Source organism: Streptomyces sp. XY006 (genome assembly GCF_002237655.1).
Classification (GTDB): domain Bacteria; phylum Actinomycetota; class Actinomycetes; order Streptomycetales; family Streptomycetaceae; genus Streptomyces; species Streptomyces levis.
The window spans coordinates 160,264-187,129 of sequence record NZ_NOKT01000001.1 but is presented as its reverse complement, the minus strand read 5'-3'; the positions used below and the strand labels follow the sequence as shown (position 1 = coordinate 187,129).

The 26,866-nt window shown below is 72.4% G+C and carries 26 protein-coding genes; 13 read left to right on the top strand and 13 right to left on the bottom strand.

All coding sequences use genetic code 11. The features are described 5' to 3' along the window. Position 1: 1 nt before the first annotated feature. From CHR28_RS00905 to CHR28_RS00885, 5 genes are all read left to right on the top strand, one after another. On the top strand, positions 2 to 895 hold the full coding sequence (locus CHR28_RS00905; protein ID WP_094051444.1) for an NAD-dependent epimerase/dehydratase family protein: 894 nt from the start codon (positions 2 to 4) through the stop codon (positions 893 to 895). After that, positions 892 to 1,554, top strand: a complete 663-nt coding sequence (locus CHR28_RS00900; RefSeq protein ID WP_094051443.1) for a spherulation-specific family 4 protein — start codon at positions 892 to 894, stop codon at positions 1,552 to 1,554. Before CHR28_RS00905 ends, CHR28_RS00900 begins: the two co-directional genes overlap by 4 nt. Continuing rightward, a complete protein-coding gene (locus CHR28_RS00895) occupies positions 1,551 to 2,345 on the top strand; it encodes an endo alpha-1,4 polygalactosaminidase (protein ID WP_094051442.1) in 795 nt (264 codons plus the stop codon). The genes CHR28_RS00900 and CHR28_RS00895 overlap by 4 nt, the downstream gene beginning before the upstream one ends. A gap of 61 nt (positions 2,346 to 2,406) precedes the next feature. Next, on the top strand, positions 2,407 to 3,141 hold the full coding sequence (locus tag CHR28_RS00890) for a 2-phosphosulfolactate phosphatase (RefSeq protein ID WP_256984049.1): 735 nt from the start codon (positions 2,407 to 2,409) through the stop codon (positions 3,139 to 3,141). Next, positions 3,138 to 3,641, top strand: a complete 504-nt coding sequence (locus CHR28_RS00885; RefSeq protein ID WP_143655755.1) for a hypothetical protein — start codon at positions 3,138 to 3,140, stop codon at positions 3,639 to 3,641. The genes CHR28_RS00890 and CHR28_RS00885 overlap by 4 nt, the downstream gene beginning before the upstream one ends. A gap of 19 nt (positions 3,642 to 3,660) precedes the next feature. Here the strand turns inward: CHR28_RS00885 and CHR28_RS00880 are convergent, their stop codons facing one another. Next, the gene (locus CHR28_RS00880) at positions 3,661 to 5,184 is read right to left on the bottom strand and encodes a PstS family phosphate ABC transporter substrate-binding protein (protein WP_094051440.1); all 1,524 of its coding nucleotides are present in this window, start codon (positions 5,182 to 5,184) and stop codon (positions 3,661 to 3,663) included. Between the two features lie 203 nt (positions 5,185 to 5,387). Between CHR28_RS00880 and CHR28_RS00875 the strand changes: the two genes are divergently transcribed. Both CHR28_RS00875 and CHR28_RS00870 read left to right on the top strand, forming a co-directional pair. Further along, on the top strand, positions 5,388 to 6,149 hold the full coding sequence (locus CHR28_RS00875) for a ZIP family metal transporter (RefSeq protein WP_094051439.1): 762 nt from the start codon (positions 5,388 to 5,390) through the stop codon (positions 6,147 to 6,149). Positions 6,150 to 6,357: 208 nt separating this feature from the next. Continuing rightward, a complete protein-coding gene (locus tag CHR28_RS00870) occupies positions 6,358 to 6,882 on the top strand; it encodes a GtrA family protein (RefSeq protein WP_107473103.1) in 525 nt (174 codons plus the stop codon). A gap of 47 nt (positions 6,883 to 6,929) precedes the next feature. Here the strand turns inward: CHR28_RS00870 and CHR28_RS00865 are convergent, their stop codons facing one another. Then, entirely contained in the window at positions 6,930 to 7,520 is a 591-nt protein-coding gene (locus CHR28_RS00865; RefSeq protein WP_094051438.1) for a TetR/AcrR family transcriptional regulator, read from the bottom strand. A 176-nt stretch (positions 7,521 to 7,696) separates the two neighbouring features. On the opposite strand from CHR28_RS00865, the gene CHR28_RS00860 reads away from it, so the two are divergent. The 5 genes from CHR28_RS00860 (at position 7,697) to CHR28_RS00840 (ending at position 12,905) form a co-directional block, all read left to right on the top strand. Further along, the gene (locus CHR28_RS00860; protein ID WP_094051437.1) at positions 7,697 to 8,638 is read left to right on the top strand and encodes an alpha/beta hydrolase family protein; all 942 of its coding nucleotides are present in this window, start codon (positions 7,697 to 7,699) and stop codon (positions 8,636 to 8,638) included. Positions 8,639 to 9,195: 557 nt separating this feature from the next. Further along, on the top strand, positions 9,196 to 10,062 hold the full coding sequence (locus CHR28_RS00855) for an ABC transporter permease (RefSeq protein WP_373453310.1): 867 nt from the start codon (positions 9,196 to 9,198) through the stop codon (positions 10,060 to 10,062). A gap of 52 nt (positions 10,063 to 10,114) precedes the next feature. Beyond that, positions 10,115 to 11,167 (top strand): taurine ABC transporter substrate-binding protein, encoded by a 1,053-nt coding sequence (locus CHR28_RS00850; RefSeq protein WP_094051436.1) that lies wholly within the window; start codon positions 10,115 to 10,117, stop codon positions 11,165 to 11,167. Next, positions 11,154 to 11,972, top strand: coding sequence for an ABC transporter ATP-binding protein (locus CHR28_RS00845; RefSeq protein ID WP_094051435.1), 819 nt, complete (start codon positions 11,154 to 11,156; stop codon positions 11,970 to 11,972). The genes CHR28_RS00850 and CHR28_RS00845 overlap by 14 nt, the downstream gene beginning before the upstream one ends. A gap of 48 nt (positions 11,973 to 12,020) precedes the next feature. Continuing rightward, positions 12,021 to 12,905 carry a TauD/TfdA dioxygenase family protein gene (locus CHR28_RS00840; RefSeq protein WP_094051434.1) on the top strand — a complete coding sequence of 295 codons (885 nt, stop codon included), beginning with the start codon at positions 12,021 to 12,023 and terminating at the stop codon, positions 12,903 to 12,905. 99 nt (positions 12,906 to 13,004) lie between these two features. Here the strand turns inward: CHR28_RS00840 and CHR28_RS00835 are convergent, their stop codons facing one another. From CHR28_RS00835 to sfnG, 6 genes are read right to left on the bottom strand one after another with little or no spacing between them, the layout of a single operon-like run. Next, entirely contained in the window at positions 13,005 to 14,270 is a 1,266-nt protein-coding gene (locus tag CHR28_RS00835) for a vanadium-dependent haloperoxidase (RefSeq protein WP_094051433.1), read from the bottom strand. A 43-nt stretch (positions 14,271 to 14,313) separates the two neighbouring features. Beyond that, positions 14,314 to 15,471: an LLM class flavin-dependent oxidoreductase gene (locus CHR28_RS00830; RefSeq protein WP_094051432.1), complete on the bottom strand. Its 1,158-nt coding sequence runs from the start codon at positions 15,469 to 15,471 to the stop codon at positions 14,314 to 14,316. Positions 15,472 to 15,503: 32 nt separating this feature from the next. Beyond that, complete coding sequence (locus CHR28_RS00825; RefSeq protein ID WP_094051431.1) at positions 15,504 to 16,700, bottom strand: SfnB family sulfur acquisition oxidoreductase; 1,197 nt, start codon at positions 16,698 to 16,700, stop codon at positions 15,504 to 15,506. Then, on the bottom strand, positions 16,697 to 17,254 hold the full coding sequence (gene ssuE / locus CHR28_RS00820) for an NADPH-dependent FMN reductase (protein ID WP_094051430.1): 558 nt from the start codon (positions 17,252 to 17,254) through the stop codon (positions 16,697 to 16,699). The genes CHR28_RS00825 and ssuE overlap by 4 nt, the downstream gene beginning before the upstream one ends. A gap of 12 nt (positions 17,255 to 17,266) precedes the next feature. Further along, positions 17,267 to 18,484, bottom strand: a complete 1,218-nt coding sequence (locus CHR28_RS00815) for an acyl-CoA dehydrogenase family protein (protein WP_094051429.1) — start codon at positions 18,482 to 18,484, stop codon at positions 17,267 to 17,269. A gap of 29 nt (positions 18,485 to 18,513) precedes the next feature. Next, entirely contained in the window at positions 18,514 to 19,644 is a 1,131-nt protein-coding gene (sfnG, locus tag CHR28_RS00810) for a dimethylsulfone monooxygenase SfnG (protein ID WP_094051428.1), read from the bottom strand. Between the two features lie 394 nt (positions 19,645 to 20,038). Between sfnG and CHR28_RS00805 the strand changes: the two genes are divergently transcribed. Continuing rightward, entirely contained in the window at positions 20,039 to 20,953 is a 915-nt protein-coding gene (locus tag CHR28_RS00805) for a LysR family transcriptional regulator (protein WP_094051427.1), read from the top strand. Positions 20,954 to 20,983: 30 nt separating this feature from the next. Here CHR28_RS00805 and CHR28_RS00800 read toward each other — a convergent pair whose 3' ends face one another. The 5 genes from CHR28_RS00800 to CHR28_RS00780 are packed head-to-tail and all read right to left on the bottom strand — an operon-like array spanning position 20,984 to position 26,845. Next, a complete protein-coding gene (locus CHR28_RS00800) occupies positions 20,984 to 22,138 on the bottom strand; it encodes an LLM class flavin-dependent oxidoreductase (protein ID WP_094051426.1) in 1,155 nt (384 codons plus the stop codon). Further along, positions 22,131 to 23,231, bottom strand: a complete 1,101-nt coding sequence (locus CHR28_RS00795) for an LLM class flavin-dependent oxidoreductase (protein WP_094051425.1) — start codon at positions 23,229 to 23,231, stop codon at positions 22,131 to 22,133. The genes CHR28_RS00800 and CHR28_RS00795 overlap by 8 nt, the downstream gene beginning before the upstream one ends. Further along, complete coding sequence (locus CHR28_RS00790; RefSeq protein ID WP_094051424.1) at positions 23,228 to 24,601, bottom strand: NtaA/DmoA family FMN-dependent monooxygenase; 1,374 nt, start codon at positions 24,599 to 24,601, stop codon at positions 23,228 to 23,230. The genes CHR28_RS00795 and CHR28_RS00790 overlap by 4 nt, the downstream gene beginning before the upstream one ends. 20 nt (positions 24,602 to 24,621) lie before the next feature. Further along, positions 24,622 to 25,824 carry an LLM class flavin-dependent oxidoreductase gene (locus tag CHR28_RS00785; protein ID WP_094051423.1) on the bottom strand — a complete coding sequence of 401 codons (1,203 nt, stop codon included), beginning with the start codon at positions 25,822 to 25,824 and terminating at the stop codon, positions 24,622 to 24,624. Between the two features lie 25 nt (positions 25,825 to 25,849). Continuing rightward, entirely contained in the window at positions 25,850 to 26,845 is a 996-nt protein-coding gene (locus CHR28_RS00780) for an ABC transporter substrate-binding protein (protein WP_094051422.1), read from the bottom strand. Positions 26,846 to 26,866: the final 21 nt, after the last annotated feature.

The following is a 26,866-nucleotide window of genomic DNA, read 5'->3' as shown; positions in this document are numbered from 1 at the left end:
CATGCGCATTCTCGTCCTGGGCTCCACCGGCTATCTGGGCGCCCACGTCGCCGAGCGGCTGCGTGCCCTGCCCGGCACGCTGGTCCTCACCGGCGGCCGGTCGCCGGCCGCCGACCTCGACGTCGACCTCGCCCGGGTCGGCCCGGAGCAGCTGGCGAAGACCCTCGCGCCGGCCGCGCCCGACACGGTGATCAACTGTGCGGGCGCGACCGGCGGCGACGCCGTCACCCTCGCCGAGGTCAACACCCGCGGTCCGGCCGTCCTGTGCGCCGCGTTGCGGGCGGCGGCCCCCGCCGCCCGCCTTGTGCACCTGGGCTCGGCCGCCGAGTACGGCCCAGGCATCCCCGACGCGCCGGTCACGGAGGCGGCGGCCACCCGCCCGGTCGGCCCCTACGGTGCGACCAAACTCGCGGGCACGGTCACGGTGACCACCTCGGGCCTGGACGCGGTGGTCCTGCGGGTGGGCAACCCGGTGGGTGCCGGAGCGCCGCCCACCGGGCTGCCCGGCCGGATCGCCGCGCTGCTGCGCGAGGCCGGGTCCGACCCGGAGGCGGTGCTGCGGCTCGGCGACCTGTCCGCCCACCGCGACTTCGTCGACGTACGCGACGTGGCACGGGCCGCCCTGCTCGCGGCCACGGCCCCCGGCCCGCTGCCGCCGGTCCTCAACATCGGCGGGGGCCGGGCGGTGCCGGTGCGCGACCTGGTGCGCACCCTCGCCCACCTCGCCGGTTTCCGGGGCCGGATCGAGGAGACCACGGCGGGTTCGGCCCGGTCGGCGCTGGTGTCGTGGCAGTGTTCCGACATCGGCGCCGCCGAGGAGGCACTGGGCTGGCGCCCGGCCCACAGCCTCGGTGAGGCGCTGCTCGCCCTGTGGGAAGGCGGCCGCACCCCGTGAGTCTGCTGATTCCGCTGTACGTCCACCCGGCCGAGGACCCGGGTGCCTGGCACCGGCTGATCACCGCGGCCGACCGCACCTACGGAGTCGTCCTGAACCCGGCGAGCGGCCCGGGCGAGGTCCCCGACCCGGGGTTCACGGCCGCGGCCGGTGCGCTGCGGGCCGCGGGGGCGCGGCTGCTGGGCTACGTCGACACCGACTACGGGGTGCGCGACCTAGCGGAGATCACCGAGGACGTACGCCGTCACCGGGAGTGGTACGCGGCGGACGGCTGCTTCCTGGACCGGGTGACGGCGACGCCGGACGGGCTCGCGGCCTGTCGCCGGCTGGTGCGGACGGTGCGCCGGCTGGGTGCCGGGACGGTCGTCCTCAACCCCGGGGTCCATCCGGCGCCGGGGTACGCCCGCCTCGCCGACCTGACCGTCACCTTCGAGGGGCACTGGTCGACGTACGTCTCCGCGTTCAGCCGCCCGGCGTGGACGGCACGCCATCCGCCCGAGCGGCTGTGCCACCTGGTCTACGGCGTGCCCGACGCGCTCGTTCCGCTCGCCGTGCGTACGGCGCACGAGCGCGGAGCGGCGGTCTGCGGGCCGGTGACGGGCGAACCGCCCAACCCCTGGGCCCGGTTGACGCCGGCCCTCACCGGGGCGGAGCGATGAGAAGGCGGGTCCTGGCCGGCGCGGCCCTGCTGACCGGGCTGGCGGCAGCGGTGCTGACGGGCTGCTCGGACGGCGGCTCCGGCACCGCCGAGCCGCGGTGGAAGCCCCGTCCGGGCCTCGCCTGGCAGTGGCAACTCGACGGCAGGGTGGATCCGTCGGCCGATGTGCCCGTCTACGACATCGACGGCTTCGAGAACTCCGCGGCGGACGTGACCCGGCTGCACCGCGCGGGCCGGAAGGTCATCTGCTACGTCAACGTCGGCGCGTGGGAGGACTTCCGGCCGGACCGGGGCGCCTTCCCGCGCTCGGTGCTGGGCGAGCCCAACGGCTGGAAGGGCGAACGCTGGCTGGACATCCGGCAGCGGGACGTCCTGCGCCCGATCATGGAACGCCGCTTCGACATGTGCCGCGACAAGGGCTTCGACGCGGTGGAGCCCGATCTGATGGAGGGCTACGGCAACGACACGGGCTTTCCGCTGAGCGCGGGCGACCAGCTCGCGTACAACCGCATGATCGCGGCCATCGCCCACGAGCGGGGCCTGTCCGTCGGACTGAAGAACGACCTCCCCCAGATCCCCCAGCTCGTGTCCCACTTCGACTTCGCGGTCAACGAGGAGTGCGCCCAGTACGACGAGTGCGACGCGCTCTCCCCGTTCGTCGAGGCGGGCAAGGCGGTGTTCCACGTGGAGTACACGCAACGGCGCAGCGGCTTCTGCGCCCAGTCCCGGCGGCTGGGCCTTTCGTCGATGCTGAAGAAGCCGGAGCTGGGGGTATGGCGCAGCCCGTGCTGACCGGGTCCATCGAGGCAACGAAGGCGACGGGGGCAATGGAGGCGATGAAGACGATGGGGCGATGGAGGCGATGAAGACGAGGAAGACGACGACTCATCACTTCGTCGGCATACCGGAGGTGACCGGCGTTCCCCGTGTCGCGGTCGTCATCGACGTCATGCGGGCCTTCACCGTGGCCGCATGGGCGTTCGCCCGGGGCGCCGAGCGGATCGTGCTGGCGTCGACGGTGGACGAGGCACTCGCCCTCAAGGAGAGCCGGCCGGGCTGGCTGGCGCTGAAGGACGGTCCTCCGGCGGCGGGCTTCGACGCGGTCAACTCCCCCGGGCGGCTGCGGTCGCGTGACTTCACCGGTCGCACGCTGGTGCAGAAGACGACGGCAGGGACCGTCGGCGCCCTGGCCGTCGCCGACGCGCCCCTGGTGCTGTGCGCGAGCTTCGTCGTGGCGGGCCCGACCGCACGGTTCCTGCGGGCCCATGGCCCGGGCCCGGTGACGTTCGTCGTCACCGGGGAGGACGGACGCGCGGAGGAGGACCTGGCCTGCGCCGAGTACATCAGCCACCGCATGTCCGGAACCGACGTCACGCCGGCCCCCTACCTCCACCGCGCGAGAACGTCCCGCGCCGCGGCGGAACTCACCAACGGCACACGAGAAGGCACCCACCCCGACGACGTCGCCCTCTGCCTGGAACTGGACAGATTCCCCTTCGCCATGAGGATCCGACACGAGAAGTCCCTGACGGTGCTCCGTCCGGTGACCCCGGAAGGCTCATGCCCGCCGGATGTGAGGTCGAGATGAACGACCCGATCGAACGGGCCCAGGCCCTCGTGCCCGTGCAGTACCACCAGTTCGACATCAAGGACGAGGACGCTCCGGCCGCCACTGCCCTGGACCAGAAGCACAACGGGCTGGTGTCGGTCGCTGTCGACGCCATCACGGTACTGACCGGCATCCACACCGGCGACGTCGGCGTCACGGTCACCCTGCACAGCACGCGGCCCGAACCGGACAGCGCTGACTGGCAGGAGATCGTCGAGATCTCGGCACGTTCCGTCTCCGGGGAGCTCAAGGTCAGCGGCATCATGGACGACCTCGACGAAGAACTCCCGGTCCTGTCGTTCCTCGGCCCGGGGGACTACCGGTTGCGGATCCATGCCCGGGGCCGGGACAGTGCCGTCGATCTCGCACCCGACGAGGTCAGCGAGTGGTACCTCGTCCAGTCCTGGCCGGAACCTCCGGGGAAGACGGCCGTGCTGCGGCAGAGCGATGCGTACGGGGCCTCGGTCCGCGATCGATGAACCTGGCGGGCGCGTGCCGTCACCGGCACTGTTCCGGTTCCCGTAGGCAGGGGAGGTGGCCCTTGGATCTGATGGTTTTCTGGCTGGTGGACTCGTCCAGGTAGGCCAGGAAGCTTGCGGCGAGGGAGCCGGCCGGGGCGGGGCCGTAGGTGTAGGCGTACTCGACGTCCTTGTACGGGTAGGGGCCGGCGCCCAGGTCGATCTGTTCCGGGTTCGGCCAGTCGCCGTCCAGGGGCACCCTGTTCAGCCCGGCGCCGCGCTCGACGGCGAGGCCGACTTCGCTGTAGCCGATGGCGCCGGGCTGCTCCTCCACTTTGTCCAGCACGGCCCGGGTCGAGCCGAGTTCGCAGCGGGTGACGGTGTCGCCGGCCGCCGCGGCCGGGCCGCAGTCCAGGGACGTGCTCGGCGCCCGCTCCCACCCCTTGAGCACCCGGTCCTGGAAGATCTGCCGCGTCCCGGACTCGTCCCCCCGGCTGACCAGGACGATCGGCAGGTCGGCGAGCTCCTTCCGGCCGGGCACGACCTCACCCCAGCGCCGGTACTCGCCCGCGTAGATGTCCCGTACCTGCTGTGGGGACAGCCCGCGCGGGCCGAGGTCGACGTCCTTGTGGACGACCAGGGTGAAGAAGGACAGTGCGACCTCGGTGCCCGTCAGGTCCCAGCGCTCCCCCATCGGCCCGTCCGAGAAGGCGATCACGGACCGGGCGGCGCTCGGCGACCGCTCCCCCAGCTCCGCGAGCTGGGACACCCCGTCCTCGCTGCCGCGCGCCTCGACGGAGATGTCGGCGCCCTGGCACTTATCCGCGTACTGCGCGGCGATCGTGCGGACGACCGGTTCGAACGCCGTCGAGCCCGTCAGGGTCAACTCGCCCTGCTCGCACTCGATCGGATTGCCGACGCGCAGCACGATGATGCCGGCGAGGGCGAGCACCGCGAGGGCCAGCGCACCACTGAGCAGCCGCGCCGGCAGGCTGAACGTGCGCTGCTTCTCGTCCGGCTTGGGAGCGCTGTTGCGGTGGACCCGGCCGTCCCGGAGGCCGCCGATCAGCTTGACCTCCCCTTCGGCCGGACCGCCGGACAGCAGCACCAGCAGCTTGAAGTGGTCGCCCGGATTGAGCGGCACGCGCGGGATGGTCACCGTGCTGCCGACGTGCTCGAAGCCGTTGGCGTTGGTGAAGTGACTGTTCAGGTGCTCGATGCCGGACGGCTGGGTGACCGAGACGGCCTGGACCGTGCGGCCCGTGAACTCGGCGGTCAGGCCGTGGACTTCGGAGGAGGTGTAGTCGTTGTCCGCGACGCTCTGCGAACCGTCGTTCTCGATGCGCAGCAGCACCAGCGACGCGTCCGCCATGTTCGGTACGTCGAAATCGCCGAGACGGGGGTTGAACGACCCGTCGCCGATGGGGCTGTCCATCTGCACGCGGTAGCCGATCAGCTTGCGGCGCGGCACCCGGCGGTCGTAGAGGAACATCGCGATGGGCACGAGGAGACCGAGGACGGACGTGCCGATGGCGATGACGTTCTCAAGACTCAGCCACTCCACTGGTGGTCCCCCGCCACTCCCAGAGCTCCGATGGTGGGGTCACCGTACGTCTGTCCGAACAGTCCGTCACTGCTGTCCCGCCAGTGTTCGCTCGACGTTCAACTCCGCCGAGCCGCTCCCCGGAACGGGCCCCCACAGTCCGGGCCCACCACAAGCAGGCCCAAGCGGGTGGAACGGCGTCGTGCGGGGGTAGACGAGGCAGCATGCCTGAAGTGATCCAAGCCGGCGGATGGGGAATCGTGGCCGGCTCCGCCCTGCTGCTGGGAGCGGTGCTCGGCTACCGGCTGCGCGTCCCGCAGAAGGTCATCGCCCTGGTGATGGCCTTCGGAGCCGGCGTGCTGCTGTCGGCCGTCTCGTTCGAGCTGGTCGGCGAGGCCTACGAGGAGGCCGGGCTCGTCCCCGCGGCCCTCGGAACGCTGGCCGGGGCCCTGGCCTACACGGCCGGCAATCTGTGGCTGGCCCGCCGCGGCGCCCGGCATCGCAAACGCTCCGGGCACCACCCCGACCAGGCGCAGCCCTCCGAGGAGCAGGACAAGGGATCGGGCCTGGCCCTGGCGCTGGGCGCGTTGCTCGACGGTGTTCCCGAATCCGCGGTCATCGGGGTCGGGCTGCTCCAAGGGGGTGCCGTCAGCGCGGTCACGGTGGCGGCGGTGTTCATCAGCAACATCCCCGAGGGGCTGTCCAGTTCGGCCGGCATGCGGAAGGCCGGTCGCGGCAAGGGCTACGTCTTCGGCGTCTGGGGTGCGATCGCCGCGGCGAGCGCGGTCTCCGCCGTCCTGGGTTACGCCGTGGTCGGAGGCTTCTCCACGGCGGTGATCGCGGCGGTGACGGCCGTGGCCGCGGGCGCGATTCTGGCGATGATCGCCGACACGATGATTCCCGAGGCGTTCCAGGAGGCTCACCTGGCGATCGGGCTGGTGACCGTCAGCGGCTTCCTGGTCTCGTTCGCCCTGTCCCACGCGTGACAGGCCCGTCGTGAGCACCCCATTGCCTTCACGCCTCTTCATTGCAATGCGCCGACACTAAGGCAGTTGCATTACGGGGACCGGTTGCAACGATTTAGCCGCACTGAGCTGCATCTACGCATCACCAGTGCAATAAATGAGTTGCCAGATCAGCGAACGCAACGTAGCGTTTCCGCTTGACGAAACAGCGTGGGCGATCGGGGGGATCATGGAGACAGCACAGGGACAGCGGACAGGGCCCGGCGCTCTCGCCACCTTCGCCCGCTTCGTGCTCTGCGGCGGCGCAGTGGGACTCGCCTCCAGCTTCGCCGTGGTGGCCCTCGCCTCCTGGGTGCCCTGGATCGTGGCCAACGCGCTGGTCACCACGGCGTCCACGCTCCTCGCCACCGAGCTGCACGCCCGTTTCACCTTCGGCGCGGGCCGGCACGCGACCTGGCGCCAGCACACGCAGTCGGCCGGGTCGGCGGTCGCCGCCTACGCGGTGACCTGCGCGGCGATGCTCGCTCTGCACCACCTCGCACCGTCGCCCGGCGCGGCGCTCGAACAGGCCGTCTACCTGTCCGCCTCCGCGCTGGCCGGTGTCGCGCGGTTCGCCGTGCTGCGCCTGGTCGTCTTCGCACGGCAGCAGACGCGGACCGAGGCCACCGGCCGCGGCCGCGCAGCCACGCCCTGCCCGCCTCCCGTCCGGGTTCCGACGGCGGTCGGCCCGGCGGCGCTCTGCCGCACGGCCTGAGAGCCGCACGGCCTGAGAGCCGCAGGGCCGACCCGGCCACTCCTGACTCATTCCGTCCGGCGCAGACCCGCGACGAGGAGCCCGACGAGCCGGCGCGCGTCGTAACGGGCGTCGCTGTCGGCGCCGATGCACAAGTTCCCGATGCCACGCATCAGTTGGTAGGCGTCGAGGCCCGGACGGATCTCGCCGGAGGCCACAGCGGCGTCGAGGAGCCGGCCGCACACCGGCAGGAGGCGATCGAGGAAGTAGGCGTGCAGCGTCTCGAAGCCGGCGCTGTCCCCCTGCATCGCCGCGGCCAGACCGTGCTTGGTGACCAGGAAGTCGACGAAGAGGTCGACCCACCGCTGAAGGGCGGCGTACGGAGTGGGACCGGTCTCCAGCAGAGCGGGACCGGCCTCGGCGCAGGCGTCGACCTGATGCCGGTAGACGGCGATGACGAGGTCGGACCGGGTGGGGAAGTGACGGTAGATCGTGCCCGTCCCGACGCCCGCCTGGGCCGCGATGTCGCGCACCGGCGCCTCGACGCCCGAGGCGGCGAAGACCGCGGCGGCCGCGTCCAGCAGGTTCTGCTGGTTGCGCCGGGCGTCCTTGCGCCGGGGCTTCGCCGGGGCTCCCGTGCGCTCGTCGCTGTCGTTCACCGCTGTTTCCTTCCGTGCCGTTGAAAAACGGAACGATGTTCCGTATCGTAAGTGGAACAACGTTCCGCTTCATTCATGATGACAGACCCGGAAGCGGCCGACCAGGCGCCCGTCCGCCCGCGAGCCGACGTGGCCCGCCCATCAGCAGCACTCCAGAGCCGAGAGAAGGCCCCTCCATGCCCGAAGCCAACCCCGCGCACACCCCGTGGACCGCGGACGCGCCCGTCACGGTGCTGTCCGCCAAGCCCGTGGTCCTGCCCGCCCCGGGGCGGGGCGAGGACCTGCGCGTACGCGTGTCCGCCCCCGCGACCGGCGGCGATCTGCCCGTCCTCGTCTTCTCGCACGGCTTCGGCTGGTCGATGGACGGCTACGCCCCGCTCACCGACTTCTGGGCCGCCCACGGCTTCGTCGTCGTCCAGCCCACCCACCTCGACTCCCGGACACTCGCCCTGCCCGCCGACGACCCGCGCACCCCGCACATCTGGCGCATCCGCATCGAGGACCTCAAGCGCGTGCTGGACGGACTCGACGTGCTGGAAGCCGCCGTGCCGGGCCTCGCCGGACGCCTCGACCGCGACCGCGTCGCCGTGGCCGGCCACTCCTGGGGAGCCCAGACGGCGAGCACGCTGCTGGGCGCACGGGTCCTCGGACCCGACGGCGTTCCCGGCGAGGACCTGTCCGACGCCCGCGTCAAGGCCGGTGTCCTGCTCGCCCTGACCGGTCTCGGCGACGACCTGACACCCTTCGCCGCCGAACACTTCCCCTTCATGAGGCCCTCCTTCGACACCATGACCACACCGGCCCTGATCGTCGCCGGGGACAGCGACCGGTCCCACCTGTCCACGCGCGGACCCGACTGGTTCACCGACCCCTACACCCACAGCCCGGGCAGCAAGACCCTGCTCACCCTGTTCGGCGCGGAGCACTCACTGGGCGGCATCCCCGGCTACGAGGTCGCCGAGACCACCGACGAGAGTCCCGAACGCGTCGCCCTGCTCCAGCGACTGACCACGGCCTACCTGCGCGACGCCCTCCAGCTGGACGACACCGGCTGGAAGGCGGCGGCCACGGAGCTGGAGGAGGCCCCTCACCCGCTGGGAGAGCTGCGGAGCAAGTAGGCCACGAGCGTGCGCCACCGATCGGGCCGGTCGGTGGCGCGCGGGCCGGTGTGGGTGGTGACGGCGGCCGTCCGCTCGGGCAGGGGCGGCTCCCGCACGGTCACCGGAAGGGAAGGGCCGCTTCGACCTCCCCAGGTGTCGCGGCCCCTCCTTCCAGCTGCGAGCGATTACCCCGGTACGGCGTTTTCACTCCTCGCCCGGCAGATCCCCTGTGCGCGGCGGCGAGCGGCGTGCGCCGCACGGTGTGTTCCAGGAAGTGGACGCCTGTTGGTGCCGGGCCGCGTCTGCGGTAGAAATATGCCTCATGAATTCCGAGTCCTTGGTGCGACGCCTGGTCATCGACCTGTGCCGACGCCCGGGCTCGTGTTGTCGCTGAACCCGCTTCGGTGACGCCCTTGCCGTGCGGTGACGCCACCCGCACCGGGGCCGTTCCCACGCTCCGTCGCTGAGACGCGCGCCCGCTCCCCTTCGTTCGGCCCGACCCTGCCCCGGACCGCCGCCACCCCCGCCCGCGCGGGGTCGGCCGCGCATGTCCCCGGCACCCCTGGAGGACCCCCGTGTCCACGACTCCCGCACTCCTGAAACCCGCCGACCCGGCCGACGCGCCACCCGAACCCGCCGCGCCCGCGCGGAGCGTGTGGCTGCGTGTGCGCCCTGTCGCGCTGCCGTCGGGCTCGCTCCTGCTCTTCCTCCTGCTGTGGCAGCTGCTCGCGGCGAGCGGGACGTGGAGCGAGACGCTCGTCCCTCCGCCGGCCAGGGTGTGGGACGCGTTCGTCGACGTCTCCACCACCCACGACGGCATCCGGGGCTACAACGGCACCACGCTCGTCGAGCACCTGGGCATCAGCCTGCGGCGTATCGGGCTCGGGGCCGGCATCGGCGTCGTCGCCGGCGTGGTCTTCGGGCTGCTGATGGGCACCGTCGGCTGGGTGCGCTCGCTGTTCGAGCCCTGGATCACGTTCCTGCGCACCCTGCCGCCGCTCGCGTACTTCTCCCTGCTCATCATCTGGCTGGGCATCAACGAGGAGCCGAAGGTGACGCTGCTGGCCGTGGCCGCCTTCCCACCCGTCGCGGTGTCCACGACCACGGCCGTCGCCGCCGTGCCGAAGCAGCTGATCGAGGCCGCCCGGGCGCTCGGCGCGTCCCGCTGGGACGTGGTCAGGGACGTCGTCGTCCCCTCCGCCCTGCCGGAGACCCTCACCGGAGTCCGGCTCGCCGTGGGTGTGGCCTACTCCTCCCTGGTCGCCGCCGAGTTGGTCAACGGTCTGCCCGGGATCGGCGGCATGGTCAAGGACGCCGCCAACTACAACAACACCCCCGTGGTGCTCGTCGGCATCATCGCCATCGGCGTCTCGGGCCTGATCATCGACGGCCTGCTGCTCCGGCTCGAACGCGTCGCCGTTCCCTGGCGCGGCCGCGCCTGATCCGCCTGCCTGCCTCTCCCTTCCCGCTCCTCCGCACAGAAACGGCTCCTCCATGTCCCCTGCCTCGCACGGCCCGTCCCGCCGCCTCCTCCTCGCCGGGGCCCTCGCCGCGGTGTCCGCGGCCGTCACCGGCTGCTCCTCCGGCAGTGAGGCGTCCGCGTCCGGCGGCTCGAAACGGCTGCGCGTCGGCTACTTCGCCTTTCCCAGCGGGGACCTGATCGTGAAGCACAGAAAGCTGCTGGAGAAGGCGCTGCCGGACCACGAGATCACCTGGATCAAGTTCGACTCCGGTGCCGGGGTCAACCAGGCCTTCATCGGCAAGTCCCTCGACATCGCCGCACTCGGCTCCAGCCCCTTCGCCCGTGGCGTGTCGGGCAGTTCACCCATTCCGTACAAGGTCGCGTGGATCCTCGACGTCGCGGGCGAGAACGAGGCACTGGTGGCGCGCAAGGCCACCGGCATCACCGAGATCGCCGGGCTCAAGGGCAGGAAGATAGCCACGCCCTTCGCCTCCACCTCCCACTACAGCCTGCTGGCGGCGCTGGAGTCGGCCGGCCTCAAGCCGTCGGACGTCGAACTCATCGACCTGCAGCCGCAGCCCATCCTCGCCGCCTGGCAACGCGGGGACATCGACGCCGCCTACGTCTGGCTGCCCACCCTGGACGAACTGCGCGCCACCGGCACCCAGCTCACCAGCAGCAAGGAGATCGGGGCGGCGGGCAAGCCCACGCTGGACCTGGCCGTCGTGTCGGACGACCTGATCGCCAGGGACCCCAAGGCGATCGACGCCTGGCGCAAGGCGGAGGCCGAGGCGCTGCGCCTGATCAAGTCCGACCCGGCCGGCACGGTCAAGGCGGTCGCCGCCGAACTCGGCATCCCCGAGAAGGACGCCGAGGCACAGCTGTCCCAGGGCGTGTTCCTCACTCCCGAGCAGGTGGTCTCCGCCGACTGGCTGGGCACGGACGGCAGCCCCGGCAAGTTGCTCGGCTACGTCACCGACACCGGGGCGTTCCTGGCCGACCAGCAGCAGATCCCCGCCGCGCCGTCCGAGGACGTCGTCCGCAAGGCCTTCTACCTCAAGGGGCTGCCCGATGTCCTCAAGTGAGACGACCGAGGCAGCGACCTCGGCGGACACCTCGCGGGCCGGGTCGGTCCGGCTCGACCACGTCACCCACCGGTACGGCCGGGGCGGCGAGACCTTCACCGCCGTAGGGCCGGTCGATCTGACCGTGCCGGCCGGGGAGTTCCTCGTCCTGGTGGGTGCCTCCGGCTGCGGCAAGAGCACGCTGCTGCGGCTGATCGCCGGTTTCGAACGGCCCACGCACGGCTCGGTACGGGTCTCCGGCGCCGAGCCGCGGCCCGGGGAAGCGGCCGGCGTGGTCTTCCAGACACCGCGGCTGTTCCCCTGGCGGACCGTACGCGGCAACATCGACCTGGCGCTGCGGTACGCGGGCGTGGAGCGCGCCCGTTGGCCCGAGCGGCGCGCGGAGCTGCTGGCCCGGGTCGGCCTGGAGGGCACCGAGCGGCGGCGCGTCTGGGAGATCTCGGGCGGCCAGCAGCAGCGCGTCGCCATCGCCCGGGCACTCGCCGCCGAGAACCCGCTGCTCCTGCTGGACGAGCCGTTCGCGGCGCTGGACGCGCTGACCCGGGAGCGGCTCCAGGAGGACGTCCGCCGGATGACCGAACGGACCGGGCGGACCGCGGTGTTCGTGACGCACTCGGCGGACGAGGCGGTGTTCCTCGGCTCCCGCATCGTGGTGCTGACCCGGAGTCCCGGGACCGTGGCCCTGGATCTGCCGATCACCCTGCCGCGCGGCGACGTCGACGCCGAGGAGCTGCGCGGCTCACAGGAGTTCGCCGAGCTGCGCGCGCAGGTGTCCCACGCCGTCAAGGCCGCCGCGGCGGCCTGAGTCCCGTATCACACGGACAGGTAACGCACGAACAGGAAGGATCCACAAGTGAGCGTTCTCAGCGAGCGGCCCGCCGTGACCCGGCTGCCCCTGACCCGGCTCGGACCCGGTTTCGGTGCCGAGATCGACGGCATCGACCTCGCGCGCCTCGACGACGACCAGGTGCTGGCGCTGCGTGAGGCCCTGGTGGCGTACAAGGTGCTCTTCGTGCGGAGGCAGCACGGCCTCGACGACGCCGCGCAGATCGAGTTCGGCCGGCGGCTGGGCGAGGTCACCGTGGGCCACCCGGTGCACGACTCCGGTGACGTGGCGCCCGAGGTGTACTCGCTGGACAGCCAGGACAACGGGTTCGCCGACGTGTGGCACACGGACGTGACGTTCGTGCGGCGGCCGCCGGCGATCTCCGTGCTGCGTGCCGTGGTGCTGCCGCCGCTGGGCGGCGACACCAACTGGGCCGACAGCCAGCTCGCCTACGAGTCGCTGTCACCGGGCCTGCGGGAGTACGTCGACACGCTCACCGCCGTGCACGACGGCAGTCGCGAGTTCGGCTACTACCTCGCCCAGCGCCGTCAGGGCCGGGGCAACCTGTGGGAGGGCGAGGTGTTCACCGCCCTGGAGCCGGTGGAGCACCCGGTGGTGCGGGTGCACCCGGAGAGCGGCCGCAAGGGACTGTTCGTCAACCCCGGCTTCACCTCGCACATCGTCGGCGTCTCGGAACACGAGAGCCGGGGCATCCTGGACATCCTGTACGCGCACCTCACCAAGCCCGAACACGTGGTGCGGCACCGCTGGCAGCAGGGGGACGTCGCCCTGTGGGACAACCGCAGCACGGCCCACTACGCCAACCGCGACTACGGCGACCGGCACCGCGTCATGCACCGCATCACACTCCGCGGCGACACCCCGGTCGGCCCCGCGACAACGGGCCGCTGACCCGGGACCGGAAAGCAGCGCCCGCGCCCTGGCGGCGCGGGACGCGGGCGCAAGCCACAGACGTCCCGGCCGGTCGCGTGACCGGCCGGGACGTGCGCGTCAGTGGCTGTCCGCCGCCGTGTGCTGGACAGGAGCCAGGAGGTGTCCCGCGTGGCGCAGGACGTGGCGGGCCACGTTCGTGCCGAGTGTGATGCCGGCCTCGTCGGCGGAGCGGGTGTGGATGCCCGACAGGACCCGGGCGTCCACGTTCTCGTCCGACAGCTGCCGCCAGGTGGTGTACGTCCTGGTCACGCCGGGCGCGGTGGGGCTCGTCAGGTCGAAGGGGGCGGTCCGCGGGCCCACGAGCGCCGACAGCACCGTCTCCGCGGCGCCCGAGTAGGTGTTGTGGCCGCTCGGGTAGTCCGGATGCGCCGGGGTGGCGTGCAGCGGCGTCCAGTCCGGGTCGGGGTCGAGGGCGCCGGTGCGGATCGCGGTCACCGGACGCCAGCGCTCGTAGGCGTACTTGCTGTCGGAGGTGGCGATCTGCGTGTCCACGAGCGCCACATGGAAGAGCGCCACCAGCCGAGCCTGTCCGGCCGGCCCCTGCCGCGCGCGGGAGAGGGCCACGCGCAACGGCTCGGTGTAGAGGGTGAGGGAGGAGCCGAGCCAGAAGGTGGCCGTCTCGGTCTGGTGGGCGCTGCGTGCCGTGCTGTCCGCGCCGCCGTACGCCCGTACCTCCGCGAGGTCGGCGGCGTAGCGCGCGGAGTCCAGTGCGGGAGGCGGGCCGAGCCGGAACTGGTCGCCCGCCCTGAGCACGAACGGCTCGGCGAGACGGTTGCCGTACTGCGCCGCCGGGGCGTAGGCGGGTGGCGTCGGCTGCCACACACCGGGCGCCGCGGGCCGTACGGGGTAGGGCGCGTTGACCGAGCCGGGGTCGAGGCCGTCGCCCTGCCGCGCCGCGAGGAGCAGGTTCGCCTGCCGCTCGCCCGCAGCGATCCCGCGCCGCTCCGCAGGGCCGTCGGGCACGGCGTCGAGTGTCTTCTCGTACGTCGCGTCGAGCTGCTCGGTCCGGCTCGGCACGAGCGTGACCAGCGCCCGGTGCACGGCCGCGGCCAGCGCCGCCTCCTGGTAGGGGGCGCGCTCCACGCCCGCCGGCACGCTCCGGGTCGCCCGGGCCGCGGCGAGCCAACCGATCGCCCAGGTGCGGCTGTTGGTGATCTGGGTGGACGCCCCGGCGGCAGCGACGGTCTCGGCCGTCGCGTCGTACCAGGTGAGCGCGGTGGTGCCGCGGTCGGCCGCGGCGGCCCCCGGCACGGCGAGGGACGCGGCGAGCAGCACCGCCGCGCCCAGGGCGACGGCGGCGGGACGGGTTCTGTACGGGCTCACACGTTCTCCTTCGGTGTGGGTGGTTCCGGGGAGGGTGGTGCGTTCAGGGACGTCCCGCGTCGGCGAAGGGCACCTGCGCGGAGGGGGCCGTCGGCCGGCCGAAGGGGTGCTGCCACACTCCCCGGGCCTGCAGCCGGGGCAGGACGCCCTCACCGAACCAGTACGCCTCCTCCAGGTGCGGATAGCCGGAGAGCACGAACTCCTCGATGCCCAGGGCCGCGTACTCCTGGATACGCTCGGCGACCTCGTCGTGGCTGCCGACCAGGGCGGTGCCCGCGCCGCCGCGCACCAGGCCGATGCCGGCCCACAGGTTGGGGTGGATCTCCAGGCGGTCGCGGCTGCCGCCGCCGTGCAGGGCGAGCATGCGCCGCTGTCCCTCCGACTCGCTGCGGGCGAGCCCCGCCTGGACCGACGCCACGGTCTCGGCGTCGAAGCCGGCCAGCAGCCGCTCCGCCTCCGCCCAGGCCTGTTCCGAGGTGTCCCGGGTGATGACGTGCAGCCGGATGCCGAAGCGGACGGCGCGGCCCTCCCGGGCCGCCAGCGCCCGTACCCAGGCGATCTTCTCGGCGACCTGTGCGGGCGGCTCACCCCAGGTGAGGTACACGTCGGCGTGCCGGGCGGCGACCTCTCCGGCGATCGGCGAGGAGCCGCCGAAGTAGACCTGGGGCACCGGGTCGGGCACCCGCGCCAGGCGCGCGTCCTCCACCTGGAGGTGCTCGCCGTGCAGGTCGACGGTCTTGCCGGCCCACAACTCTCGGACGATCTGGAGGAATTCACCGGTACGGCGGTAGCGGGCGTCCTTGTCCAGGAAGTCGCCGTAGGCGCGCTGCTCGTGGCTCTCGCCGCCGGTGACGACGTTGAGCAGCAGGCGTCCGCCCGTCTGGCGCTGGAAGGTGGAGGCCATCTGCGCGGCGAGCGTCGGCGAGACGAAACCGGGCCGGAAGGCGACGAGAAACTTCAGCCGCTCGGTCCGCTGGCTGACCATGGCCGTGGTCAGCCACGCGTCCTCGCACCAGGCGCCGGTCGGGGTGAGGGCACCGACGAAGCCGAGGTCCTCGGCGGCGCGGGCGATCTGGCTCAGATAGCCGACCGTCGGCGGCCGGTCGCGGCCGGTCTCCGTCGCCGGGGTGCCGTGGCCGCCGCCGACGACATGGCGGCTGTCGCCGTTGGTGGGCAGGAACCAGTGGAAGGTCAGGGACACGCGGGGGCTCCGATCAGGTGCGCTGGGGGTCGTCAGAGAAGTCCGTGCCGGGGCGGCCTGGTGCCGTTCAGCACGTAGCGGCCGATGTGCTGGACCTTCCAGCGGGCCGGGTCGTGCAGGGAGTGGGTCCGGGCGTCCCGCCAATGGCGGTGCAGCCCAAGGGAGTCGAGCGCCGAGCGGGTCCCGGCGACCTCGAAGAGGGCGCTGCCCAGCTCCACGGCCGCCTCGGCCGCCGCCACCTTGGCGGTGGCCACCGCGATGGAGGCGGCGGCTGCCGAGTCGTCGGTCAGGTCGGCGTCCGCGGCGTCGACCGTGCGGGCCGCCTCGCGCAGCAGCGCCTCGGCCGTGCGGACCCGGATCGACAGTTCACCGAACCGCTGGATCAGAAGCGGGTCCTCGGCCGCGGTGGCGTGCCCCTCCTCCACGCTCTCGAACCAGGGCCGGCTCTTGGCGCGGACGAACTCCACCGCCTCGGCCAGTGCTCCGGCGGCGATCCCGGTGTCGATCGCCGCGTGGAGCAACTGGGCCACCGCGCCGTGCAGTTGCGGCCCCTGGAAGGTGAGGTGGTGCGGGACGACCCGGCCGGCGGGGACGGGCACCGACTCCAGACGGACGGTTCCGCTGGCGGTGGTGCGCTGCCCCATGCCGTCCCAGTCGTCGACCACGGTGAGCCCCGGGGCGTCCCGCGGCACGTAGGCGACGTGCAGGGTGTCGTCCTCGGCCCGGGCGAGCACCGGGATCCAGTCGGCGAACAGGGCGCCGGTGGAGTAGTGCTTGACGCCGTCGAGGACGTACGAGCCGTCCGGCCGCGGCACGAGCCGGGTGCGCAGGTCCTGTACGTGCCGGGTGCCCGCCTCGGACTGGGCGTTGCCCAGCCGCTTGCCGGCCAGCACCTCGCCGAAGAAGAACGCCCGCTGCTCGTCGGTCCCCTGCCGCCGCAGCACGTTGACGTACACGAAATGGCTCTGCGGGATCTGGGCGAGGCTGGCGTCGGCGGTGGCCAGCAGCCGGAAGATCTCGGCGAGCGTGCCCGCGCCGACGTCCGCGCCGCCGGACTCGGCCGGCACCGAGACGGCGAGCAGCCCCGACGCCGAGAGCCGGTCCAGCTCCGCGTGCGGCAGCCGCCGGCGGGCGTCCCGCTCGGCGGCGTCCTTGCGGAACTCCGCGGCGAGTGCCGCGGCGACGGTGAGCGCCTCGCTGTCGTCGGCGATCACGTGCGCGGCGCTCATCCGGTGGCCGCCAGCAGTGTCGTGCGTCCGCCCAGGGCGGCGGAGAACTGGTCCGTGACCTGCGCCAGGGCCTCCGCCGAGCCGGGCGCGACGGTCAGGGTGCCGTCGTCGCCCGCGGTGATGTCCTTGTCGAGGGTGAACCAGCCCGGGACGATGTGCGTGGCGCCCATGGAGCTCAGCACGGGGCGCAGCGCGTAGTCGATGGCCAGGACGTGGGCGACGGAGCCACCGGTGGCCAGCGGCAGGATCGTCTTGCCGGCCAGCGCGTACTGCGGGAGCAGATCGAGCAGCGACTTCAGCAGACCGGAGTAGGCGGCCTTGTAGACGGGGGTGCCGACCACGACCCCGTCCGCCCGCTCGACCAGCGCCGTGGCCTGGACGATGGCCGGGTGCCGGAAGTCCGCCCCGAGCAGGGCCTCGGCGGGCAGGTCGCGGACGTCGAAGGGGATCACCTCGTGTCCCTGCGCGGTGAGCCGCTGGTCCAGGTGGCGCAGGAGTCGCGCGGTGCGGGAAGTGGCGGAGGGGCTGCCGGAGACGGACAGGATCGTGGCCATGGGAGGGACCTTTCAGGAGTACCAGGTGGGCTGCGGCAGTTCGCCGGTCAGGACGTGGCGGCCGACCTCGCGGCGCTTGTAGGCGACGGGGTCGTGGAGGGTGTGGGTGCGGACGTTGCGCCAGAAGCGGTCGAGGCCCTCGGCGGAGGCGGTGGCGCGGGCGCCGGTCACCTCGAAGATGCGGTGGGTGATCTCCAGGGCGACGTCGGTGGCGCGGGCCTTGACCGCGGCCACCCGCACCTCGAACTCGCCGCGGGCCTGCTCGGTGACCGCGTCCGGGTCGTCGTGCAGCTTCTGGCCCTCGGCGGCCACGGCGTCGGCCAGGGCCTCGACGGCCCACAGCTTGGCGGTGAGGTCGCCGTAGGTGTCGATGACGTACGGCTCGTCCACGGCCCGCTCGTGGCCGCCGTGCAGCCACGGACGGGACTTGGCGCGGGTGTAGGTGGCGGCGGTCTCCAGGGCACCGGCCGCGATGCCGAGGTAGAAGCTGACGAAGACGAGCTGGATGGTCGGCACGTTGAGCGTGTTGTACACGCGGGGCCGGAACCGCTTGTCCACGTATCCGGCGGCGGCCGACCAGGGGACGCGCACGGCGTCGAGGGTGACGCCGCCGCTCTCGGTGAGGCGCTGGCCGATGTTGTCCCAGTCGTCGTGGAAGGTCAGGCCCTCGCTGTCGGAGGGGACGATGGCGAAGACATGGTCCTCGGTGCCCTCCAGGACGCCTTCGAGCACGGTGACGTCGGAGACCTTGCTGCCGGTGGAGAAGGTCTTGCGGCCGGTGAAGGTGAGGGTGTCGCCCTCGTCGCGCACGACCACGTCGGCGTCGCGCGGGTTGACGGCGCCCCCGAAGAACCAGCGGTTGCGGGCGGCTTCGGCCTCCACCTGCTCCCACTGTTCGCGGGTGCCGACCAGCCGGGCGGCCCAGTTCCACAGGTAGTGGTAGCCGAGCAGCTGGCCGATGGAGCCGTCCGCCTTGGCGACCTCCCGCACGACGCGGTAGGCGGTGGGCCAGTCCTGTCCGCCTCCCCCGTGCTCGACGGGGCCGAGCAGGGTGACGAGGCCGGAGTCCTTCAGCAGCCGGATCTCCTCGTAGGGGGTGGCGCCGGCCTTGTCCCGGGCCGCGGCGTCGGTGGCGAGGACGGCGGCGACCTCGGCGGCGCGGCTGATCCAGCCCTCGGCGTCCTCGGGTACGGGGGCGGTCTGCCAGTCGGTGCGGGCGACGGTGCTCATGAGCGTCTTCCTCTCGTGGGGGGGGCTGGTCAGACGTGCGCGGCGGCGGCCGGCTCGAACTCGGGCTGCTGCGCCTCCAGTTCGCGCACCAGCGGCAGGACCCGCTTGCCGAAGTACTCGACCTCTTCCAGGTAGTGCAGGAAGCCGAGCAGGAAGAGGTCGACGCCGAGCCGCTTGTAGGCGACGATCCGTTCGGCGATCTGCTCGGGCGTGCCGATCAGCCCGGTACGGAAGCCGTCGTTGTACTGGACGAGGTCCTCGAAGGTGGAGTCCTGCCACATGCCCTTGCCGTCGCCGGTGGACTGCCCGGCCTGCCGGACGGCGTCGCGGAAGCCGTGGACAGCGGGTGTGTCGGCCTTGGCGACGATTTCGCGCAGCGTCTCGCGGGCCTCGGCCTCGGTGTCGCGGGCGATGAGGAAGCCGTTGAGGCCGAACTTCGGTGCCGTGCGGCCCGCCTGTGCGGCGGAGGCGCGCACGTCTCTTATCTGCTCGGTGACGCCGTCGAAGTCCTTGCCGTTGCTGAAGTACCAGTCGGAGACACGGCCGGCCATGGCGCGGGCGGCGGTGGAGTTGCCGCCCTGGAAGATCTCCGGGTGCGGGCGCTCGGGCGTGTTGAGCGGCTTGGGCTTGAGGGAGAAGTCACGCAGCCGGTAGAAGTCACCGGCGAGTTCGGCGTGGTCCTCGGTCCAGATGCGGCGCAGCGCGGTGATGAACTCCTCGGCGCGGCGGTAGCGCTCGTCGTGTTCCAGCCAGGGCTCGCCCAGGGCCGTGAACTCGCCCTTGAACCAGCCGCTGACGACGTTGACGGCGAAGCGGCCGCCGGAGAGGTGGTCGGCGGTGGCGCCGAGCTTGGCGAGGACGCCCGGGTGCCACAGCCCCGGGTGGACGGCGGCGATGACCTTGAGCCGCTGGGTCGCGAGGAGCAGGGCGAGGCTGAAGCTGGTCGACTCGTGCTGGTACTCGGCGCCGTAGCTGGCCATGTAGCGGACCTGGCTGAGGGCGTAGTCGAAGCCGTTGTTCTCGGCGAGCACGGCCAGTTCGCGGTTGTAGTCGTAGCCCCAGTCGGTGCGTTGCTCGATGGTGCTGGTGACCAGGCCGCCGCTGACGTTCGGCACCCAGTAGGCGAAGCGGACGGGGTCGGTTGCGGGGAATTCGGGCATGGGAGAACTCCTGGCCGGCGAATGCTGCGCGAAAGCGTGACGGGGGATCTTCCGGAATTCAGGCGCGCCGGGTCGGCGGTCCCGGGAAAACCGCCGTCACACAGGGACGCGGCCGGGACGGGAATTCACGGAAGGGAGGGACGGGAGGCGCGGGTGCGAGGGTTTCCCTCGGTGCGCTCAGGCCCGACAGCGACAGCGGGAGCTGCAGACACGCGCGAGGTCGACGTGGCGTCGCCGCGTGAGGTCCTGTCGCTTCATGTCCTCGATCAAAGCAGCGCGACGTCCGGCCGGTCAAGAATGCCCGGCCTGATTTCACATGCTGGGCTTCGGTATTCACGAGGTTGTGACAGGGATTCCCTTGAACCCGGCGCGGTGCGGTCGGCAGTCTCCTGCCGTGCGCATCGAACAGCTCGAATACATCGCCGCCGTCACCCGGTTGGGGTCGCTGCGGCGCGCTGCCGAGGAACTGCATCTGTCCCAGCCGGCGCTCAGCGAGACCGTGCGCAACCTGGAGCGGGAGCTCGGGGTGGATCTGCTGGAGCGCAAACGGTCCGGGGCGAAGATCAGCGATGAGGGGCGGGAGCTGCTCCCCCACATCATGAGCGTGCTGGACGCGGTCGACCGGCTGCGCGGCGCGGCCGACGACCAGCACCGCATCAGCCGCATGGTCCGGCTCGGCACGGTCAACACGGCCACGGTTCCGCTGGTCATCCCGACCGTGCGGGAGTTCCGCTCCTCGCATCCGCTCACCCAGGTCGAGTTGGTGGGCGCGCAGCAGTCCCGGATCCACCGCGGGCTGCTGGAGGGCTCGTTCGACCTGGGCCTGGTGAACTACCTGGAGGGCGACGACATGCCGCCCGGGTTCGAGACCACCGAGCTTCTGCGGGGCCGGCCCGTGGTGTGTGTGCGCCCCGACAGTCCGCTGGCGGCCCTGGAGCGGGTGGACACGGACAGTCTGCTGGCCGAACCGCTGGTCGTGATGCGGTCCGGCTATGTCATGCACCGTTTCCTGCACCGTCTGCTGCGCGGGCGGGCCCCGGCGTTCTCGTACTCCACGGACGGTGCGGAGATGGGGAAGCTGATGGTCGCGGAGGGGCTGGGCGCGACGGTGCTGCCGGACTTCAGCGTCGTCGGGGACCCGCTGGAGCGGCGGGGCACGATCACCGTGCGGCCGCTGGCGGAGGAGGGAACCGAGGTGCTGCTGGTGCTGCAGCGCCGGCACGCCGGTTCCGTCCCGCGGGCCGTCCGGGACCTGCACGAGCTGTTCGTGCGCAACGCCGGGACGTACCGGGCGGCTTTGCGCCCCTGAGCGGACGTGGCGGGCCGGGGCCCGCGGCCGTCACCGGGCGGGCGCCTCGGGCCGGGAGAGGTGTCCGCGACGGCGCCATTCCCGGGCGAGCAGTTCGTAGGAGCGGACCCGGTCCGCGTGTGCGTGCGTGATGGTGGTGATCAGCAACTCGTCGGCCCCCGTGGCCTCCTGGAGCTGCTCCAGGAGGTCCGCGACCCGGCCCGGTGAGCCCACGAACCGGGTGTCGACGCGGTCCTGCACGAGCTCGCGGTCCTCGTCGCTCCACGGATGGGCGCGCGCTTCGGTGGGCGTCGGGTAGGGGATGGCGCCCTCGGCGGTGCGGATGCTGCGCACCCACAGGTCGTAGCCGGTGGCCAGTTCCCGGGCGGTGGCGTCGTCCTCGGCGACGACGACGTCGGCGGAGACGCTGACGTACGGCCGGTCGAGGAACTCGGAGGGCTTGAAGAAGGAGCGGTAGCCGTCCACCGCTTCCAGGACCGTGGCGGGGCTGACGTGGTAGTTCGCGGCGAACCGCAGACCGCGGGCGCCCGCGACCTCGGCGCTCGTGCCGCCGCTGCTGCCCAGGATCCACAGGTCGACGTCGGCTCCCTCGCCCGGCACGGCGTGTGCCTCGACGCCCTCCGGGGAGCGGTAGGTGCCGGCCAGCAGGGCGAGGATGTCGTCGATCTGCTCGGCGTAGTCCTGCGGTTCGGCGTTCGGCAGCAGGAGCAGCTTGCGCTGCAGGGCGACGCGGGGCGAGCCGAGCAGGTGGGTGAAGGAGAAGCGGGGTGGGATGAGCAGGCCGTTCGGGGCGCGGCCGGCGGCCGGCGGCTCGTCCGGCAGGGGCGCGCTCTCCCCCGGCGGGCGGCCCCCGGAGCGGCCCAGGCCCAGGTCGAGGCGGCCGGGGTGCAGGGCGTCGATCAGGCCGAACTCCTCGACGGTGGACAGGGCGGTGCGGTGGCCGAGCTGGACGGCCCCGGAGCCGAGCCGGATCGTGGAGGTGGCAGCGGCGGTCAGGGCCAGGACGACCGCCGGGGAGGTGCCCGCCACTCCCGGGTTGAGGTGGTGCTCGGCGAACCAGTGGCGGGCGTAGCCGAGCCGCTCGGCCTGCCGGGCGAGGTCGATGGAGTGGTGCAGCGCCTGGGCCGCCGTGGAGCCGGAGGAGACGGGGACCAGGTCGAGGACGCCGAGGGGGATGTCAGGCATGGGCCAGCCCTTCTTCTGAACGAGTGGTCGGTGATGCGGGCAGGGCCGGGGCCCACGCGAACGGCGGGTCCGGGATGCTCCGGCGCAGCACCGGCACGACCGCCGACTGGAACAGTTCCAGCGAGTGGCGGTGCCGCCTGTCGCCGAGGCCGCCCGCGTCCGCGTGGACGTGGAGCACCGTGTGCCCGAGCCGCTCGTGGTAGCGGTGCACCTTGTCGATGACCTGCTCGGGGCTGCCGATCAGGGCGGAGCTGCGCTCGGCGAAGTCCTCCAGGGTCTCGAACACCACGGGCAGGCCCGTGCGGCGGGCGAAGGCCAGGTTGGCCTCGAAGACCGGCCGGTAGGCGGCGAGCGCCTGCTGGGAGGTCGGCGCCACGTGCAGGCCGGCCGTGCCGGCGCCGATCGCGATGCGCGCCGGGTCGTGGCCGTGGTGCTCCCAGCGTTCGCGGTAGTGGCGGACCAGCTCGGCGTACGGTTCGACGGGGTGGGTGACGTTGGCCGAGAAGAGCGGGTCGCCGTAGCGTGCGGCGAGGTCGACCGACTCCTTGCTGGTGGCGCTGCCGTGCCAGACGCGCACCGGCTGCTGGTAGGGGCGCGGCAGGACCTCGGCGTCGGTCAGCGGAGGGCGGAAGCGGGTCGCCGCGGTCACCTTCTCCTCGCGCCACAGACGCCGGAAGACCTCGTAGCTCTCGGCGTTGCGGTCCCACTGGTCCTCGGGCGTGACGTGGAACAGCTCGCGCTGGGCGGTGCCGTTCCCCTTGCCGATGATCAGGTCCAGGCGGCCTTCGGAGAGATGGTCCAGGGTGGCGTAGTCCTCGTAGGCGCGCACCGGGTCGAGCAGGCTCAGGGTGGTCACGGCGGTGAAGAGGCGGATGCGCCGGGTGAGCGCCGCGACGTGGCTGAGGACGACGGTCGGGGCGGAGGACAGGAACGGCCGCTCGTGCCGCTCCCCCACACCGAAACCGTCGAAGCCCAGTTCCTCGGCGAGCACCGCGTTGCCGACGACCTCCCGGAAGCGGTCATGGGCGGAGGTGAGGATTCCCGTGACGGGGTCCGGGCGGTGCACGATCAGGGTGACGGCGAGGAACTTCACGACGCGGCCCGCTCGGTGCGCCTGCCGTCCGGGTGGGCCAGGCCGAGGTGGTCGCGCAGGGTGGTGCCCTCGTACTCGGTGCGGTACACACCCCGCTCCTGCAGCAGCGGGACGACCTTGTCGGCGAACTCGTCGAGGCCGGTCGGGGTGAGGTGCGGGACGAGGATGAAGCCGTCGCTCGCGTCGGCCTGGACGAAGGCGTCGATGGTCCGGGCGAGGGTGGCCGGGGAGCCGACGAAGTTCTGCCGGTTGCCGGTGTGGATGACCAGGTCGCGGATGGACCACCGGTTGGCCTCGGCCAGTTCGCGCCACTCGCGGGCGGTGGCGAGCGGGTCCCGGTACATGCGGACCTGGGCGCGGCCCTGGGAGATGTGGTCCTCGCCGATGTCCGGGTCGATGTCGGGCAGCGGGCCGTCCGGGTCGTAGGCGGACAGGTCCCGGTTCCAGACGAACTCCAGGTGCCTGAGCGCGGTGGCGCCGCTGACCTGCTGCCGGCGCACCTCGCGGGCGAGTTCCTCGGCCTCGGCGTCGGTGTCGGCCAGGGCGAAGGTCGCGGCCGGCAGGATGAGCAGCTGGTCGCGCCCGCGGCCGTACTTGGCCAGGCGGCTCTTGACGTCGCTGTAGAAGGCCCGGCCCGCTTCGAGGGTGCCGTGCCGGCTGAAGATGGCGTCCGCCTCGGCGGCGGCGAACTCGCGTCCCTCGTCGGAGTCACCGGCCTGGAAGATCACGGGCCGGCCCTGCGGGGAGCGGGGGACGTTGAACCGGCCGTGGATGTCGAAGTGCCGGCCGGAGTGCACGAAGGCGCCGGCCTTGGCGTCGGACAGGAAGCGGCCGGTCTCCTGGTCGGCGAGGATCTCGTCGCCGCGCCAGGAGTCGAACAACTCGTGGGCCGTGGCCAGGAACTCCTTGGCTCGGGAGTAGCGCTCCTGCTGCGGCAGGAAGCCGCCGCGGCGGAAGTTCTCGCCGGTGAAGGCGTCCCAGGACGTGACGACGTTCCAGGCCGCCCGGCCGCCGGAGAGGTGGTCGAGACTGGCGAACTGGCGGGCCACCTCGTAGGGCTCGTTGAAGGTGGAGTTGATGGTGCCGGTCAGGCCCAGGTGCTCGGTGACGGCGGCGAGCGCGGCGAGGACGGTGAAGGTGTCGGGCCGGCCGACGACGTCCAGGTCGTAGATCTGGCCGCCCTGTTCGCGCAGGCGGAGCCCTTCGGCGAGGAACAGGAAGTCGAACTTGGCGCGTTCGGCGGTGCGGGCGAAGTGCGCGAAGGAGCTGAACTCGATGTGGCTGCCGGCCCGCGGGTCGCTCCAGACGGTGGTGTTGTTGACGCCGGGGAAGTGCGCGGCCAGGTGGATCTGCTTCAGGGGCTTGGTCATCGGTGCGGGATCCTTCCGGCTCAGGCGGCGGCGTAGCGGTTGGCGGGGCGGGGCAGGCCCAGCAGACCGCGCAGGGTGCCGGCCTCGTAGGCACGGCGGAAGGCACCGCGGCGCTGCACCTCGGGGACGAGGCCGCGGGTGATGGCCGGCAGGTCGTGGGCGGCCACGCCCGGCCGCAGCCGGAACCCGGTCAGTCCGGAGGCCCGCAACTCCAGCAGCAGGTCCGCGAGTTGTGCGGGGGTTCCGGTGAAGACCGGCGCATCGCTGGTGAACGGCTCTCCGGCGAGCGCGTCGAGCCGCTCCCGGCGGGCGCGCGCGGTGGCCGCGTCGTCGTCGAGGAAGACGACGAGGTCGCCGAAGACGTGCAGGGGCTCGGACGCCCGCCCGGCGGCGTCCTGCTCGGCGCGGATCCGGGCGACGGTGTCGCGGGCCTCGTCGGCGTCGCGTGGCGTGATGCAGCCGACGTCGGCGGCGCGGGCCACGAGCCGGTACGGGACGGTGTCGTGGGCGAGGGCGCTGACGATCGGCTGCCCCTGCGGCGGGCGGGGTGTGATGGAGGGCCCGCGGACGCTGAAGTGCCTGCCTTCGAAGTCGATGTAGTGCAGCTTGTCCCGGTCGATGAAGCGGCCGGTGGCGACGTCGCGGATCTCGGCGTCGTCCTCCCAGCTGTCCCAGAGGCGGCGCACCACCTCGACGTGGTCGGCGGCCTCGTCGAACAGGTCGGTCACCGTCGCCAGGGCGTCGGGGCTGTCGTAGGCCTCGATGCGCGGGACGGTGCGGCGGCCGAAGTGGGCGGCCTCATTGGGGCGTGCGGTGATCTGCACCCGCAGGCCGGCGCGGCCGTTGCTGACGTAGTCGAGGGTGGCGATCGCCTTGGAGATGTGGAACGGCTCGGTGTGGGTGGCGACGACGGTCGGCACGAGGCCGATGTGCCGGGTCAGGGGCGCGACGCGGGCGGCGACGAGCACGGCGTCGAGACGGCCGCGCACCTGGTCGGTGCGTTCGTCCGGCTCGAAGGCGTGGGAGGACTGGGGGCCGAGGCCGTCCTCGACGGTGACGAAGTCGAGGAGTCCGCGCTCGGCCTCGGTGACGAGATCGGCCCAGTAGGCGGCGGTGAACAGCTCCCGGGGGCGGGCTCCCGGCTCACGCCAGGAGGCGGGGTGCCAGCCGGTGCCGTCCAGGGCGACGGCGAGGTGCAGTGGTGCGGGCGGGGTCGAGGACATGGGGTGCCTTCCTGCTGGGGGTCGCCTACTTGTTGGTCTTGGGCAGGCCAGGCGGGTTGATCTCGGACGTGGTGACGGCCTCGCCGGACAGGCCCCAGCGCTGGAGCACCTTGGCGTACGTGCCGTTGGCGATGACGTGGTTGAGGGCGTCGGCGAGCGCCTTGACCAGGCCGCTGTCCTTCTTCGTGGTGGCGGCGATGAGGCCCTGGAGGGTGGCGCCGGCGCCGGAGTAGGTGCCGACGACCTCCGTCTTGCCGCTGGTGGCCGCGTGGTAGGCGGCGGTCGGGTTGGGGCCGAGGTAGAGGTCGATGCGGCCGGACTGGAGGGCGAGGTAGGTGTCGCTGTCGTTCTGGTAGTACTTGATGTCCACCGGCTTGCGGCCGGCCTTCTCGTTCTCCTTGCTCCACTCGATGAGCAGCTTCTCCTGGTTGGTGCCGCTGCTCACGGCGACCGTCTTGCCCGCCACGTCCTCGGGCCCGGTGATCTTCAGGCCACTGCCCTTCTTCGCCTCGAAGCCCAGGTTGTCCTCGCGGTAGGTGGCGAAGTCGTACTTCTCCTTGCGTTCCTCGGTGACGGTGATGTTGCTCAGGCCGGCGTCGTACTTGCCGCTGTCGAGGCCGACGAAGATGTTCTCCCAGGAGACGGTGTTGATGCGCGGCTTCAGGCCGAGCACGTCGGCGACGAGGTGGGCGATGTCGGGTTCCACGCCGATGACGGTCTTGTTGTCGGTGGCGTAGAAGGTGAGCGGCGCGGCGGAGCCGGAGGAGGCGACGAGCTCCAGCGTGCCTCTGTCGCGGATGCGCTGGGGGACCTCGGCGGCGATGGAGGCGACCTTGCCGGTCCTGACGCGCTTCTGGTCCGGGCTGGTGTTGATCTTGATGGTGGTCCTGCCGCCGGGCGTGGCCGCCACCTCGGTGGTGCCGCCCTCGGAGGGATCGGCGCAGCCGGCGAGGACGAGGGCGGTGGCGAGGGCGAGGGCCGCCCCGGTGGTGGTGCGGCGGGCGGTGAGGGTGGTGGCCACGGTGGTGCTCCTTGCGTGCGG

What these genes read in the sequence shown, in the direction of transcription:
- CHR28_RS00905 (WP_094051444.1), top strand. Translation starts at nt 2, where the DNA reads ATGCGCATTCTCGTCCTGGGCTCCACCGGCTATCTGGGCGCCCACGTC.
- CHR28_RS00895 (WP_094051442.1), top strand. Translation starts at nt 1,551, where the DNA reads ATGAGAAGGCGGGTCCTGGCCGGCGCGGCCCTGCTGACCGGGCTGGCG.
- CHR28_RS00890 (WP_256984049.1), top strand. Translation starts at nt 2,407, where the DNA reads ATGGAGGCGATGAAGACGAGGAAGACGACGACTCATCACTTCGTCGGC.
- CHR28_RS00885 (WP_143655755.1), top strand. Translation starts at nt 3,138, where the DNA reads ATGAACGACCCGATCGAACGGGCCCAGGCCCTCGTGCCCGTGCAGTAC.
- CHR28_RS00875 (WP_094051439.1), top strand. Translation starts at nt 5,388, where the DNA reads ATGCCTGAAGTGATCCAAGCCGGCGGATGGGGAATCGTGGCCGGCTCC.
- CHR28_RS00870 (WP_107473103.1), top strand. Translation starts at nt 6,358, where the DNA reads ATGGAGACAGCACAGGGACAGCGGACAGGGCCCGGCGCTCTCGCCACC.
- CHR28_RS00860 (WP_094051437.1), top strand. Translation starts at nt 7,697, where the DNA reads ATGCCCGAAGCCAACCCCGCGCACACCCCGTGGACCGCGGACGCGCCC.
- CHR28_RS00850 (WP_094051436.1), top strand. Translation starts at nt 10,115, where the DNA reads ATGTCCCCTGCCTCGCACGGCCCGTCCCGCCGCCTCCTCCTCGCCGGG.
- CHR28_RS00845 (WP_094051435.1), top strand. Translation starts at nt 11,154, where the DNA reads ATGTCCTCAAGTGAGACGACCGAGGCAGCGACCTCGGCGGACACCTCG.
- CHR28_RS00825 (WP_094051431.1), bottom strand. Translation starts at nt 16,700, where the DNA reads ATGAGCGCCGCGCACGTGATCGCCGACGACAGCGAGGCGCTCACCGTC.
- ssuE (WP_094051430.1), bottom strand. Translation starts at nt 17,254, where the DNA reads ATGGCCACGATCCTGTCCGTCTCCGGCAGCCCCTCCGCCACTTCCCGC.
- CHR28_RS00815 (WP_094051429.1), bottom strand. Translation starts at nt 18,484, where the DNA reads ATGAGCACCGTCGCCCGCACCGACTGGCAGACCGCCCCCGTACCCGAG.
- sfnG (WP_094051428.1), bottom strand. Translation starts at nt 19,644, where the DNA reads ATGCCCGAATTCCCCGCAACCGACCCCGTCCGCTTCGCCTACTGGGTG.
- CHR28_RS00800 (WP_094051426.1), bottom strand. Translation starts at nt 22,138, where the DNA reads ATGCCTGACATCCCCCTCGGCGTCCTCGACCTGGTCCCCGTCTCCTCC.
- CHR28_RS00790 (WP_094051424.1), bottom strand. Translation starts at nt 24,601, where the DNA reads ATGACCAAGCCCCTGAAGCAGATCCACCTGGCCGCGCACTTCCCCGGC.
- CHR28_RS00785 (WP_094051423.1), bottom strand. Translation starts at nt 25,824, where the DNA reads ATGTCCTCGACCCCGCCCGCACCACTGCACCTCGCCGTCGCCCTGGAC.